The sequence below is a fragment of the Burkholderia sp. KCJ3K979 genome, from assembly GCF_016759955.1.
Taxonomy (GTDB): Bacteria; Pseudomonadota; Gammaproteobacteria; order Burkholderiales; family Burkholderiaceae; genus Burkholderia; species Burkholderia orbicola.
On the sequence record NZ_JACFYV010000202.1, the window covers coordinates 1 to 11,966 of the forward strand.

General features: G+C 64.7%; 15 protein-coding genes, 1 tRNA gene and 1 pseudogene. 10 read left to right on the forward strand and 7 right to left on the reverse strand.

The window, feature by feature from the left end:
- Positions 1-105 (forward strand): annotated as a pseudogene (locus H3O04_RS28760) (IS110 family transposase); the annotation flags it as partial.
- Between the two features lie 16 nt (positions 106-121).
- Here the strand turns inward: H3O04_RS28760 and H3O04_RS28765 are convergent.
- From H3O04_RS28765 to egtB, 3 genes are all read right to left on the reverse strand, one after another.
- Complete coding sequence (locus H3O04_RS28765) at positions 122-424, reverse strand: hypothetical protein (RefSeq protein WP_006477218.1); 303 nt, start codon at positions 422-424, stop codon at positions 122-124.
- A 293-nt stretch (positions 425-717) separates the two neighbouring features.
- Complete coding sequence (egtD, locus tag H3O04_RS28770; protein ID WP_175768356.1) at positions 718-1,731, reverse strand: L-histidine N(alpha)-methyltransferase; 1,014 nt, start codon at positions 1,729-1,731, stop codon at positions 718-720.
- Complete coding sequence (gene egtB / locus H3O04_RS28775) at positions 1,715-2,941, reverse strand: ergothioneine biosynthesis protein EgtB (RefSeq protein ID WP_202588962.1); 1,227 nt, start codon at positions 2,939-2,941, stop codon at positions 1,715-1,717. Before egtB ends, egtD begins: the two co-directional genes overlap by 17 nt.
- A 580-nt stretch (positions 2,942-3,521) precedes the next feature.
- On the opposite strand from egtB, the gene H3O04_RS28780 reads away from it, so the two are divergent.
- The gene (locus H3O04_RS28780; protein WP_054928190.1) at positions 3,522-3,998 is read left to right on the forward strand and encodes a carboxymuconolactone decarboxylase family protein; all 477 of its coding nucleotides are present in this window, start codon (positions 3,522-3,524) and stop codon (positions 3,996-3,998) included.
- Positions 3,998-4,879 (forward strand): sigma-70 family RNA polymerase sigma factor, encoded by an 882-nt coding sequence (locus H3O04_RS28785; RefSeq protein WP_202588963.1) that lies wholly within the window; start codon positions 3,998-4,000, stop codon positions 4,877-4,879. Before H3O04_RS28780 ends, H3O04_RS28785 begins: the two co-directional genes overlap by 1 nt.
- Before the next feature lie 103 nt (positions 4,880-4,982).
- On the opposite strand, the gene H3O04_RS28790 is transcribed toward H3O04_RS28785, so the two are convergent.
- Positions 4,983-5,498, reverse strand: coding sequence for a DUF2628 domain-containing protein (locus tag H3O04_RS28790; RefSeq protein ID WP_202588964.1), 516 nt, complete (start codon positions 5,496-5,498; stop codon positions 4,983-4,985).
- Between the two features lie 321 nt (positions 5,499-5,819).
- A tRNA-Val gene (locus H3O04_RS28795) sits at positions 5,820-5,896 on the reverse strand.
- Between the two features lie 480 nt (positions 5,897-6,376).
- Here H3O04_RS28795 and H3O04_RS28800 point away from each other — a divergent pair.
- The 4 genes from H3O04_RS28800 (at position 6,377) to H3O04_RS28815 (ending at position 7,882) form a co-directional block, all read left to right on the forward strand.
- Positions 6,377-6,745, forward strand: coding sequence for a hypothetical protein (locus H3O04_RS28800; protein WP_237666464.1), 369 nt, complete (start codon positions 6,377-6,379; stop codon positions 6,743-6,745).
- 31 nt (positions 6,746-6,776) lie between these two features.
- Positions 6,777-7,106 carry a hypothetical protein gene (locus H3O04_RS28805; RefSeq protein WP_202588965.1) on the forward strand — a complete coding sequence of 110 codons (330 nt, stop codon included), beginning with the start codon at positions 6,777-6,779 and terminating at the stop codon, positions 7,104-7,106.
- 57 nt (positions 7,107-7,163) lie between these two features.
- Positions 7,164-7,382, forward strand: coding sequence for an Imm74 family immunity protein (locus H3O04_RS28810; RefSeq protein ID WP_337249673.1), 219 nt, complete (start codon positions 7,164-7,166; stop codon positions 7,380-7,382).
- Between the two features lie 182 nt (positions 7,383-7,564).
- Entirely contained in the window at positions 7,565-7,882 is a 318-nt protein-coding gene (locus H3O04_RS28815) for a hypothetical protein (protein ID WP_006477210.1), read from the forward strand.
- A gap of 586 nt (positions 7,883-8,468) precedes the next feature.
- On the opposite strand, the gene H3O04_RS28820 is transcribed toward H3O04_RS28815, so the two are convergent.
- A complete protein-coding gene (locus H3O04_RS28820; protein ID WP_202588967.1) occupies positions 8,469-9,227 on the reverse strand; it encodes an anti-sigma factor family protein in 759 nt (252 codons plus the stop codon).
- Positions 9,224-9,745: a sigma-70 family RNA polymerase sigma factor gene (locus H3O04_RS28825; RefSeq protein WP_060263554.1), complete on the reverse strand. Its 522-nt coding sequence runs from the start codon at positions 9,743-9,745 to the stop codon at positions 9,224-9,226. Before H3O04_RS28825 ends, H3O04_RS28820 begins: the two co-directional genes overlap by 4 nt.
- 158 nt (positions 9,746-9,903) lie before the next feature.
- On the opposite strand from H3O04_RS28825, the gene H3O04_RS28830 reads away from it, so the two are divergent.
- The 3 genes from H3O04_RS28830 (at position 9,904) to H3O04_RS36335 (ending at position 11,887) form a co-directional block, all read left to right on the forward strand.
- On the forward strand, positions 9,904-10,989 hold the full coding sequence (locus tag H3O04_RS28830; protein WP_202588968.1) for a catalase family peroxidase: 1,086 nt from the start codon (positions 9,904-9,906) through the stop codon (positions 10,987-10,989).
- Positions 10,989-11,519, forward strand: coding sequence for a cytochrome b (locus H3O04_RS28835; protein ID WP_172843425.1), 531 nt, complete (start codon positions 10,989-10,991; stop codon positions 11,517-11,519). Before H3O04_RS28830 ends, H3O04_RS28835 begins: the two co-directional genes overlap by 1 nt.
- 221 nt (positions 11,520-11,740) lie before the next feature.
- Positions 11,741-11,887 (forward strand): hypothetical protein, encoded by a 147-nt coding sequence (locus H3O04_RS36335; RefSeq protein ID WP_237666466.1) that lies wholly within the window; start codon positions 11,741-11,743, stop codon positions 11,885-11,887.
- Positions 11,888-11,966 lie beyond the last annotated feature (79 nt).

Below are 11,966 nucleotides of genomic sequence, written 5' to 3' on the forward strand. Positions count from 1 at the left end.
CTGTCCAAGGTCGCGCTTGTTGCCTGCATGCGCAAGCTCCTAACCATGCTCAATGCCATGGTCAAAACCAACACGCCTTGGGACGATTCACTTCATCGGGCTTGACTCGGAAGACGGTTACTCAGTCCCAACGGCCGCGCCAGCCGCCACCGTCACGCCAGGCGCGCTCGCGCCACTCGTGCTCGCGCCATTCACGGCGGCGCCACTCGTGTTCACGCCACTGCCGCGCACGCCAGTCGTCGTCGCGATAGCCGACCGGCGCGTACATCACCGGCGGAGGCGGCGCGACGTAGACGGGCGCCGGCGCCGTGTAGACGCCCGGCACGCCGATACCGACCGACAGGTCGACGTGGGCCGACGCGACGCCCGAGGCTGCCAGCGCCGCTACACCGAGAACTGCACCGAGAATAAGTTTCTTGCTCATTTCGCGACTCCCTGCACGTGTCGTGCGTCATGTGACTACGGTTCGGAGTCTAGGCACCAGGCGCTGACACAGGTGAAACGGGTATGCGAGACAGGTAACGGACGTTTACGGATGCCCGCAAAGCCTGATGGAGCAACGAAGAGGCGGTATTCCACACACCGTTGCAGCGATGCACCGGGTCGGTAAAAAGGGGATTTTCGGCACGAAACCGGCGATCGGATCGCACCCGCCGGTGTGCATGGCGAGCGAACCGCCCTCGCCTTCGCGGCGCGAGCGGTTCGCGGCAACGCGCGTTACGCGCGGATATCGTCGACGCTGCGCAGCCAGTGCACGCTGAACAGGTTGTCCGCGTCGGTCCACACGGTATCGGGTTCGAACCCGGCGCGGCGCGCGATCGCATGAAAGCCGTCGATCGTGAACTTGTGCGAGTTCTCCGTATGGATGCGTTCGCCGGCTTCGAAGCGGAACACGTGGCCGCGCACATGCACGGTCTGCGCGACGTCGCTGACCAGATGCATCTCGATGCGCTGCCGCCCGCGATCGTAGAACGCGCAGTGCGAGAACGCATCGACGTCGAAATCCGCGCCGAGCTCCGCGTTCGCGCGCACCAGCAGGTTCAGGTTGAACTGCGCGGTCACGCCCTGCGCGTCGTTGTACGCGTGATGCAGCGTGCGCTCGTCCTTCACGAGATCCGCGCCGACCAGCAGGCCGCCGCCGCGCAGCAGCCGCGCGGCGTCGCGCAGGAACGTATCGGCTTCTGCCGGCGAGAAGTTGCCGATCGTCGAGCCGGGAAAGAAGCCGATGCGCCGCCGCGGCGTCTCGGTCAGCGCGGCCAGTTGCTCGGCCTTCGTGTAGTCGGCCGCGAGCGGCGCGACGTCGAGCCACGGATAGGCCGCCCGCAACCGCGCGGCCGCGCCGTGCAGGTAATCGGCGGAGATGTCGACCGGCACGTAGCGCGCCGGTGCGTTCGCATAGTTGTCCGCGAATGCGTCGAGCAGCACGCGGATCTTCTCGAGCGAACCCGCGCCGAATTCGACGATGTCCGCATGCGGGCCGACGCGCCGCACGATCTCCGCCGCGCGATCGCGCAGGATGCCGAGCTCGGTGCGCGTCGGGTAGTACTCGGGCAGTTCGCAGATGCGGTCGAACAGCGCGGAACCGGCCGCATCGTAGAAGTATTTCGGCGGAATGCTGCGCGGCGTGCGCGACAGTCCGTCGATCAGGTCGCGCTCGAACGCGCTCGGCCGCGAATCGCGGGCGGGTTGCAGGCCACCGCTCGTGGCCGTCAGGTCAGACGTCTCGCGCAAGTCGCACTCCCGTGAATTGCCAGCGTGCCGCCGGCGGAAAGAAATTGCGGTACGTCGGCCGTTCGTGTCCGGGCGGCGTCGCGATGCTGCTGCCGCGCAGGACCTGCTGGCCGACCATGAACTTGCCGTTGTATTCGGCCGCTACTCCGGCGAGCGGCCGAAAGCCCGGATACGGCTCGTAGGACGAACGCGTCCATTGCCACACGTGCCCCAGCATCTGCCGGATGCCGTCCGCCGCGAACGCGGTTTCCCATTCGAATTCGGTCGGCAGCCGCGCGCCGGCCCATTCCGCATACGCGGCCGCTTCGTAGAAGCTCACGTGGCACACCGGCGCGTCGGGCGCGAGCGGCTCGACGCCATGCAGGCCGAACGTGCGCCGCACGCGCGTGGCGGCCGCATCGTCATCGTCCGGCATCCAGTACGCGGGCCCTTGCCACCCTTCCCGCTGCACCGTGGCCCAGCCGTCGGACAGCCAGAATTCGGGCCGCGTATAGCCGCCGTCGGCGATGAACGCGGCGAATTCCGCATTCGTCACCAGGCGGTTCGCGATCTCGTACGGCCGCACGAGCGCGGTGTGGCGCGGCCGTTCGTTGTCGAACGAGAACGCATCGCCATCGTGGCCGATCTCGACGAGCCCGCCCGGCTGATGCAGCCAGCGCAGCGGGCCGGCGTCGCCCGCAGCGAGCGCGCATCCGGCTTCGTCGCCGGTGCACGGCCGGAATGCCGGCCGCAGCGGGTTGCACGAGAACGCATGCAGCATGTCGGTGACGATCAGCTCCTGGTGCTGCTGCTCGTGATGCAGGCCGAGCACGAGCTCGGGCGCGATCGCGTCGAGCAGTGCCGCGTCGGCGCCGGCCAGCGCGCGCAGCATCGCGTCGTCGACGTATTGCCGGTACGCATGCACCTCGTCGAGCGACGGACGCGTGAGCAGCCCGCGCTGCGGCCGCGGATGGCGCGGGCCGAGCGCTTCGTAATAGGAATTGAAGAGGAACTGGAACGCGTCGTCGAACGGCGCGTAGCCCGGCACGCGGCGCATCAGCACGACGGTTTCGAAGAACCAGGTCGTATGCGCGAGATGCCATTTGGTCGGGCTCGCGTCGGGCATCGACTGCACGGCCTGGTCTTCGGCGGACAGCGTCGCGGTCAACGCGATGCTATGGGCGCGCACGTCCTGGTAACGGCGCTGAAGCTGGGATGCAAGGAGGCTCATCGGTTTACCGTTCACGTCGCGATTCGCTGCGTTGCGTTGCCGGAAAAGGGAAAGCCTTGCGCTCGAATGCGCGCGGCTGACGGGCGATTTGCTGCTGCGTCGTGGGCCAGCCGGCGCGCGCGCCGGGCCGCGGATGCGGCGTCACTTCATCTGCCCGTGCAGAACAGTATGGTCCAGAAATGTGAACGTCGCGAATCGGATTTCCAGTGAAACGAATGTGAAAGAAAAATGAAAGCATGTGGGGTGTGGGCGTCGCGCGTGTAACGAACCGTCGACGCCCGTCGTGGCGCGGTTTGGCCCCGGATGCAATGCGCGTGCCCGCCGCTGCGTGCTACTGACGTCCGGTGACAGCCGCCCGGCGTGCGTGAAAGGTCGATGGCGCGCGTTCGTCGAAGGAGCGGCCTTATGCAGCCGATTCGTCAGTCGATATCGCGTCCTTCCTGGCGCCCTGCTTGGCGGCTCCGCTCTTCGCTTTCCGCCGCGCGCTTCCCCGGTTGCGAAAAATTTTTCGCGTCGATGTCACACGCGTGGGGTGCTCGCTCGTCATATCAGCGGAACCCACACGAAAGGAGAAGGAACCATGACTGCGAAACTCAATCCGTTTGCCGCCGCCCCCGCGCTGATGAAGAGCTGGATGACCGTGTCGGTCGCTGCGGCCGGGAGCCTCGAGCCGACGCTGATCGAGCTGGTCAAGATCCGCGCGTCGCAGATCAACGCGTGCGCGAACTGCCTTAACATGCACACCGTCGAGGCGCGCGAGCAAGGCGAGACCGAGCAGCGCATCTACCTGCTGTCCGCGTGGCGCGAAGCGCCCTGCTACACCGACCGCGAACGCGCGGCGCTCGGCTGGACCGAGGTGCTCACGCGGCTGTCGGAGGGCCATGCGGCGCACGAAGCGGCCTACGCGGCGCTGAACGACCATTTCAGCGAGGAAGAACAGGTGAAACTCACGGTGATGATCAACGTGATCAACGGCTGGAACCGGCTCGCCGTCGGCTTCGGGCTGTGGGTCGACCCGGCCGACGCGAAGGCCGCCGCCGCGAAGATGGTGGCTTGATGCCGAACCTCGACCCGGCCAGCGGCAGCGCCGACGAACGGGCCGACGCGGCGGCGAGCTTCGATCCGCTGCGTCGCACGCTGATCCGCGTCGCGTACCGGATGCTCGGTTCCGTCGCGGATGCCGAGGACATGGTGCAGGAGGCGTTCATCCGCTGGATGGACGTCGACCGTACCGAGGTGCGCGTGCCCGAGGCGTTCCTGCGCCGCATGGTGATGCGCATGTGCCTCGACCAGCTGAAATCCGCGCGGCACCAGCGCGAGACCTATATCGGCCCGTGGCTGCCCGAGCCGGTCGTCGAGGAAGACGAACCGGACGACGTCACGCTGCCGCTGCTGCTCGCGCTCGAACGGCTCTCGCCGCTCGAACGCGCGGCGTTTCTGCTGCACGACGTGTTCGGCCTCGAATTCGACGAAGTCGCCACGACGATCCAGCGCGACCCGGCCGCGTGCCGGCAGCTCGCCGCGCGAGCCCGCACGCACGTGCGCGAGGCGCGACCGCGTTTTCATGTCGAGAAGCAGCGCGGGATCGAACTGGCCGAAGCGTTCTTCGCGGCGTCACGCAGCGGCGACATGCGCGCGCTCGGCGCGATGCTCGCCGAGGACGTGAGCCTGCATTCCGACGGCGGCGGCAAGCGCACGGCGGCCGGCAAGCCGGTGTTCGGCTTCGAGCTCGTGATGCGGGTGCATGCGTACCTGGCCGAGCTGTTTGCGACGCATGCGTCGAAGCTCGTGCTGGCCGGGTTCATCAACGGGCTGCCGGGTTTCGTCACGCTCGAAGCCGACGGCGAGCTGCAGACGACTGCGCTCGAGATCGACGACGGCAAGATCGTCGCGATCTATGTCGTGCGGAATCCTGACAAATTGAAGCACCTGCATTGAGGGCGGCGCGGGCATGCGCCGTGTGCGACGTGCGATATGAATGCATGGCGCCGGTGTCGCCCTCTTCTTTCTGCCCTGCATTGCCGAGCGCCGGCTACCGCGATCAGTACATCGCGCCTCCGGCGTTACCGATCGTGAATAGCAGGACGCCGAGCAGCGGCGTCGCGACGGCGAAACCGGCCGCCGCCAGCCAGTTCGTGCCGCCTTGCGCCTCGAGCAGCGCGAGAAACGATTCGCGGGACGTCGCGTTCGGGCGCAGTTTTTCGATCTGGCGCTCGACGTGCCGCTTGTAGAGGCCGTTCCCGTACCAGCCGAGCGACACCGCGATCACGATCGTGGCCGGGTCGAGCACGCTCGATTCGAAGTATCCCGGGAAGTACAGCAATTCGACCAGCGTGATGCCGAGCGTGACGGCGAGCACGGCGGCCGCCTGCCAGTACATGCATCGATACGCCAACCAGACCGGGCCGAGAAAGCACGCGGCCCAGTTCCACGACTGCCGGCTCTTGCGCGAGTCGGCGATCGCCCATTTTCGTTCGAACCAGGCGGCGTTCTTGCCGACGTAAGCGGCGATTTCGTCGTTGCTCGCGGACGATGCGGCGGTCGTGACCTCGGACATGATCGTGTGCTCTCAGTCGCGCGGATCGCGCGTCGTTGTTCTGATGCGGTGGAAATCTGGCGACGGGCGAAGCGGCCACGTCGATGCGCAGACGATTCTACGCGCCGTGCAGCGGCAGTTGTGTGGCGGATCGGATGGTCGATGACGATGCGATGCCGGGCCGTGTATCGCGCAACGCATCGGGGCTTCATGCGTTGCTTTGCGTTGTTTCGGACCGGAAAAGAAAAACGCCACGCGAAGTTGCCGCGTGGCGTTTGTATGTTTGGCGAGCCGCGTTGCCTGTAGGCAAGTTGTGCTGCCGGACCCCTTCATTTTGTTCGTTGGTAGGCTCGATTGGATTCGAACCAACGACCCCCACCATGTCAAGGTGGTGCTCTAACCAACTGAGCTACGAGCCTAAGAAGCCGCGAATTATAGAGAGGGTTTTGGGGGAGCACAAGCCCCTTCGTGAAAATTTTTTGAATCGACGTGTGCGGTGGGCTGATGATCGATGTTGCCTCGCGATGCCGCGAGCGTGAGCTTCACCTGTTCGCATCACAGCAAAACGCGTCGATGTGATGCGGTGTTATCCACATTGCCCTCTGGATAACCGTCCGGGAAGTCTCTGGATTCACAGTGGAACGATTGAGGATATGTCGGCGAGTCTGTGAATCGACGAAAAGTTGTTCTGTGCTGCTGGCCGCTGTTCACGTCGCGCACCCAGGGTTATGCATTTCGCTTCGCGTTGAAAATTCAGTGCGTTACGGAGGTTATCCACTGTGGGGCACAGCGCTTGTTAACTATCACTACGTATATATACGAACCCTGTTAACACCTTTGGATAAGCACAGTCCGTCGACTGTGATCCGCTCAGGATATGCACTGCGTGCAGCGGCTGGATGAACGAAGCGGAACGCTGTGAAGCGCTCGAGCGATGCGTGAGCCGTCATGTCTGTAGAATCGCCGGCATCCAGGATGCAAAGGCTCGGCGAACGGGCTCACGGCAAATGACCGATGCTTCATCGCCCCGTCTCCAGACACTCGATATCGATACGGTCGTACGCAGGATGCAGCACCATCCAGGCGACATCGTGTTCGAGCAACGCGTGTCGATACCGGAAGCCGAGGTCCTGTGTTGCCGCTACGAGGGCGAGCGATTCAACGTGAAGTTCGATCTCGACTACGGCATATTTGTCGAGCGTGTTGGCATGCTGTCTGCCGAGGACGTCGCGAAGATCGTTGGATGGCTCACGAAGGAGGCAGGGTGATCACGGGAGACGATACGGGGCGAAGCGATCGATGAAGGCACCTGTCAATGAGATGCTGGTGACGGATATCGCAGGCCGCGTTGCGGTCGTCGTGACCGGGCTGACAGCTGCCGCCGATATGCTGAAGCAGTTGGGCTTCGCTCGACAATCCGATCGCTGGGAACGGGCGATCGCAGACGACCATGACCGCCAAGCGCTCGTAGCCGCGCTCATCGATCTCGATGCGCTATTCTCCGCGGGCCGTGACTGGAGCCCGCAGGCACTCGTCGAGTATTACCGGGAGATCGGTGTCGTTCGAAGTGGTTACCGTTCGGTTGCATGGCGCGGGCCGTCGCAATACGTGGTCGAACGACATGACTGAATCGCGCGAGGCAACGCGATGACGTATAAGGTCCTGATGGTGTCGCGCGGAGAAATCGTGCTGTCCGACGGAAAGCGTACCGTGCGGGGGCCTGGCGAGGCATTGTCGTCCGGCGTGGACAACGGTCCCGCATTCGTCGTCTATGTCGATTCGATGAAGTACGTCGAGCCCCAAGGCGATGGCGAGACGATCGATAACGCCACGCGCGAGGCCGTGATCTCGGCGATCACCGACTATTTTTTTTCGCGACGTACAACGGTTGATTTCGAATCCTGAGCCAGTCACGAAACTCGGGAAAGAGCAGGGTGATGCGAGCGGCGCTCGCAAAGGGAGCAGGTAATGGGACCGATCATGTGCCGCCCGCACGGACACGATAACGGGATCACGATATCCGCGGGCATTGCCGCGCGCATCCGGCAGTGCGGACAGTTTTCGCCCGGTGATATTCGGAGAACACGATGAGTACGTTGAATTTCGGCACGGTCGACCAGTGTTCGGTCACGCTCAACACAGCGACGCTGCTGGGCCTGAAGGCTGCCTACGAAGACTTTGCGGCGACCGGGCAGGATCTGCATAACTTCGAGATCTGCATCACGGATAAAAGGGCATCCACGGTGGACCCCATGCCAGATGACGATGTCGTCACCATCACGTTCGTGGCAAAGCTGATTCCGGGCATGCGCGGACTGGGCAACGCAAACCGACTCGGGAAGTCGATCCACTACGTCATCGCGCCGGAAACCGGCGAGATTCTCGGGAGAGTCGGGACGAAGTGACCCGAAGCGCGAGCGGCGGTGTGTGGATAACCGGCGCACGATCCAGTTGAAACCCTGTGCATCCGAGCGGTGAGCGTCCCGGTTTCGATGGGCTCGTCGGCCTGAATGCGTTGCCCGGCAAGGCTTTGCCGACCATGAAAGAGGGCAGCGAACGAATCGGCGGCGACGTCCGGACGTCGAATGCCGTGTGGATATCGTTGACTCGAAGCCACTCGAAACCGGCTGCATTCAACGGGTGAGCGTAGTCGAATCCGGCGAAGACGAGCGGTCAATCACCCGGGTTGTGGATATCGATGCCCAAAACAACGAGAAACGCTGTGCATGCCAAAGGTGAGTGAACCCATCGAAGTCAGCATGCAGCACCATCAGGAGAGGTGTGGATATCCCGTTCCGCGGCGACTCGAAACCCTGTGATTTTAAAGGTGAGGGCGCCGGCGAGGTTTCGATGTGAATAACAGCCGAGGAAAGTCAGTCGAAACGCTGTGCATTCGAGTGGTGAGCGTGCACCGTTCAAGCCGGCCGAGCCGCGCCACAAAAGGCGCTGGCGGCCATCGCCGACCACCAGTCGGGCGCGCATCCTACCACTTCAAGTCTGCTGATCGAGCGCCTGCACGACCGCCTTCTCGCCGAGACTCCCCGCCGGCCCGACCACCGCATAGTTGAGCCCGTTCACCGACCCATACCGCGCAAGCAACGCGCCATCCATCCGTTGCCCATTCGGCAGTAGCCGATGTTTCGATTCCGCCGGCCGGAGATAGAAGCTCAACGTCCGTCCCGCGTCATCCTGATAGAGCACCATCGCTGCAGTCGCCCCGCTGTCCGTCGTGAACAACCGCCCACCGACAGGCCTGAACCCCGCTGCGCTCAAATCCGGCAGCTTCGCCGATGCGCCCACGCCTTTGGTGAGCCACCCCTGCAAATCGCCCGCACCGGTCGGCCGGTAATCGACCTTGGCCGTCCGATCGACCACCATCATCTGGTAAGCCTTGACCGCATCGCTCATCGGCGCGATGGGCGGCGGCGCGTTCCACCCGCGCGCCTGCCACCCGCCGAACGTCCCGAGCCCCACGCAGAACACGAACGAAGCCGCCATCGCGAACCGCATCCTCGAGCGCTCGGCCCGCCGGCCGCGAATCGTCGCTGGGTCGAGCGCCGGGTTGTCCGCCGGCATCCGCACGCTCTCCAGCGCGGCCCGCAACCGCTGCGCGTCCTGCTGCCATTGCTTCACCTGTTCCGCGCGCTCAGGATGCAGCGCGAGATAGCGCTCGACCGCGGCACGCGCATCGTCGTCGAGCTGGCCGTCGACATAGGCCTGAAGGTCATGTTCGTTCGGAGGGGTGTTCATTTCTTCATCAATCGGAGAGAAGGAGCAGGAAGCTCGCCGTCGCTGAGCTGGCGCAGCGCCTGGCGCGCGCGGGAGAGCCGCGACATCACGGTGCCGATCGGCACCTCGAGCAGGTCGGCGACTTCCTGATAGGTGAAGCCCTCGACCGCGACGAGCAACAGCAGGCTGCGCTGCTCGTCCGAGAGCCGGCCGAACGCTTCGAGCGTCGCGCGCGCCGCGAATTCGCGTTCGGCGGATGGCCAGTGCGCTTCGTCGTCGTCGCGAATGCGGCCGAGCAGCCAGTTGTAGCGCTTCGCGCTGCGTTTGCCGTCGAGAAATTGCCGGTACAGGATGGTGAAGAGCCAGCTGCGCAGCGATGCGTCGTCGCGGCGGCTCGTCCAGCGCGACAGCGCGCGCTCGAGCGTCGACTGGACGAGATCGTCGGCCGCGTGGACGTCGCGCGCCAGCCAGAGCGCGAAGCGTCGCAGCCTGGGGATGAGTTCGCGCAATGCTTCGTCGTCGAGGGCGGTGGAGGGCATGGCCGGGCCGGTTGCCGAAAGGGTCGTAGATGCCGCGTAGGACGCCGGCCGGCATCGGTTATTCCCTCCAGCATACGAAAAAAATCTTCGTGGAATAAAGCGGCGTGGGCGGCGTCCTACGCGCGTTCGACAATGATCTGACGATCGGGAGTGCATTCATGAAGCAATCTTCTTCTTCGCCGCAGCGCGAGCCCGGGCGCGGGTGGTGGCGCTGGGCCGTGATCGGCGGCGCGGTGGCCGGCGTGGCCGCGGCGTTCGGGTATGCCGGCGGGTGGCTCGCGCCGGCGCGTCTGACCCCGCACCGGCTCGTCGACGCGCTGCAGACCAATAGCGGCATCCATCCCGGTTACCGGCGCAATCACGCGAAGGGCGTGTGCGTGACCGGCTACTTCGAAGGCAACGGCGCCGCGAGCGCGTATTCGGTCGCGCCGTTCTTCAAGGCGGTGCGCACGCCGGTGGTCGGGCGCTTCGCGCTGCCGGGCGGGAATCCTTACGCGCCGGACAGCAGCGTGCCGATCCGCAGCCTCGCGCTGAAGCTCACCGCGCCGGACGGCGAGCAATGGCGGACCGGGATGAACGCGATGCCGGTGTTTCCAGTGGCGACGCCGCAGGCGTTCTACGAGCAGACGCTTGCGACCCGGCCCGATCCGAAGACAGGCAAGCCGGACCCGGCGAAGGTGAAGGCGTTCTTCGGCGCGCATCCGGAAGCGGGCGCGTTCCTGCAATGGGTGAAGGGTGCGAAGCCGAGCGCGAGTTACGTCACCGAAAGCTATTACGGGCTGAACGCGTTCTACTTCGTCGACGCGGCCGGCAAGCGCCAGGCGGTGCGGTGGCGCGTCGTGCCGGAGCAGACGGCGGGCGCCGGTGACGTCGCGACGGCCGCGGACCCGAACGTACTGCAACAGGACGTGACGCAGCGCATCGCGGCCGGCCCGCAGAAGTGGAAGCTGCTGGTCACGCTGGCGGAGCCCGGCGACCCGGTGGACGATGCAACGAAGATCTGGCCCGCGCAGCGCACGACGATCGATGCGGGCACGCTCGTGCTCGACCGCGTGGAGGCGCAGGACAGCGGTCCGTGCCGCGACGTGAACTACGACCCGACGGTGCTGCCGCAGGGAATTCAGGTATCGGGCGATCCGTTGCTGGCGGCGCGCTCGGCCGCGTATGCGGATTCGTATTTGCGGCGCACGAGTGAAGAGGCCGGCGTGGCAGGCGTGGCGCGAGTGAGTGGGGGGGGACGGTGATGAAGGCTTCGACGACGTTTAGTTTGCCGGCGCGGGTGCTGCACTGGGTGATGGCCGCGATGATCCTCGCGATGCTGTTCATCGGGGTGGGGATGGTGGCGTCGGTTTCCGGGCGGCACGAGATCCTGGTGGCGATTCACAAGCCGCTGGGTGTGGCCGTACTGGTGCTGGTGTGCGTGCGGATCGTGGTGCGGATGCTGTCGAAGCCGCCGGCATTGCCCGACGATCTGCCGTGGTGGCAGAAGGTGGCTGCGCACGGTTCGCATCTCGTGCTGTATGCGCTGATGGTCGCGATGCCGCTGATCGGCTGGGCGATGCTGTCGGCGGGCGGATATCCGGTGACGCTGGGCGGCGGCGTGCAACTGCCGGCGCTGGTGTCGGCTGATCCGGTGACGTTCGCGTGGCTCCGGGTTGCGCATCGCGTGCTGGCCTATCTCTTCTTCCTGACGTTCCTCGCGCACTTTGCCGCGGCGCTGTATCACGGGCTGATTCGGCGGGACGGCGTGGTGAGGGCGATGGTGGGGCGGTAATCGACGGAAGGTTGCGTTCGATACGGCGGGGCTGCTCAAGGGCGACCGAGGCTGCGCCTGCCGTGTCGCCTGTATATGAGCACTAGGAGGTGCTCAGCGGTCCCCGCCATAGCATGTCAAAAATATTTCACAAAAGGGGTTGCGGAGGCCGGGGCAGATGCATAGAATCACGCCTCTTTCGCGCTAACGGAAACGCAGCGCGGGGGAAGAAGAGGGAAGCGGTGCTGTTGAAGTCGGTTTTATCGATTCCAGTGCGCGTGAAATTAAACCGCAGTCGTCGCAACGAAATAGTTAAAAAAGTTGTTGACGAGTTTCAAAAAACGGTTCATAATCTCGCTTCTCTGCTGCTGAAAACGCAGCGCTGCTGAGGGGTTCAAGATTCCTCGCAGAAACGCTCTTTAAAAATTAACAGCCGATAAGTGTGGGCGCTTGATGGTAGCGAGCTGA

Excerpts from the sequence above, each read along its gene's own strand:
- H3O04_RS28765 (WP_006477218.1), bottom strand. The coding sequence starts at position 424 with ATGAGCAAGAAACTTATTCTCGGTGCAGTTCTCGGTGTAGCGGCGCTG.
- egtB (WP_202588962.1), bottom strand. The coding sequence starts at position 2,941 with ATGAGCCTCCTTGCATCCCAGCTTCAGCGCCGTTACCAGGACGTGCGC.
- H3O04_RS28780 (WP_054928190.1), top strand. The coding sequence starts at position 3,522 with ATGACTGCGAAACTCAATCCGTTTGCCGCCGCCCCCGCGCTGATGAAG.
- H3O04_RS28785 (WP_202588963.1), top strand. The coding sequence starts at position 3,998 with ATGCCGAACCTCGACCCGGCCAGCGGCAGCGCCGACGAACGGGCCGAC.
- H3O04_RS28790 (WP_202588964.1), bottom strand. The coding sequence starts at position 5,498 with ATGTCCGAGGTCACGACCGCCGCATCGTCCGCGAGCAACGACGAAATC.
- H3O04_RS28800 (WP_237666464.1), top strand. The coding sequence starts at position 6,377 with ATGAACGAAGCGGAACGCTGTGAAGCGCTCGAGCGATGCGTGAGCCGT.
- H3O04_RS28805 (WP_202588965.1), top strand. The coding sequence starts at position 6,777 with ATGAAGGCACCTGTCAATGAGATGCTGGTGACGGATATCGCAGGCCGC.
- H3O04_RS28815 (WP_006477210.1), top strand. The coding sequence starts at position 7,565 with ATGAGTACGTTGAATTTCGGCACGGTCGACCAGTGTTCGGTCACGCTC.
- H3O04_RS28820 (WP_202588967.1), bottom strand. The coding sequence starts at position 9,227 with ATGAACACCCCTCCGAACGAACATGACCTTCAGGCCTATGTCGACGGC.
- H3O04_RS28825 (WP_060263554.1), bottom strand. The coding sequence starts at position 9,745 with ATGCCCTCCACCGCCCTCGACGACGAAGCATTGCGCGAACTCATCCCC.
- H3O04_RS28830 (WP_202588968.1), top strand. The coding sequence starts at position 9,904 with ATGAAGCAATCTTCTTCTTCGCCGCAGCGCGAGCCCGGGCGCGGGTGG.
- H3O04_RS28835 (WP_172843425.1), top strand. The coding sequence starts at position 10,989 with ATGAAGGCTTCGACGACGTTTAGTTTGCCGGCGCGGGTGCTGCACTGG.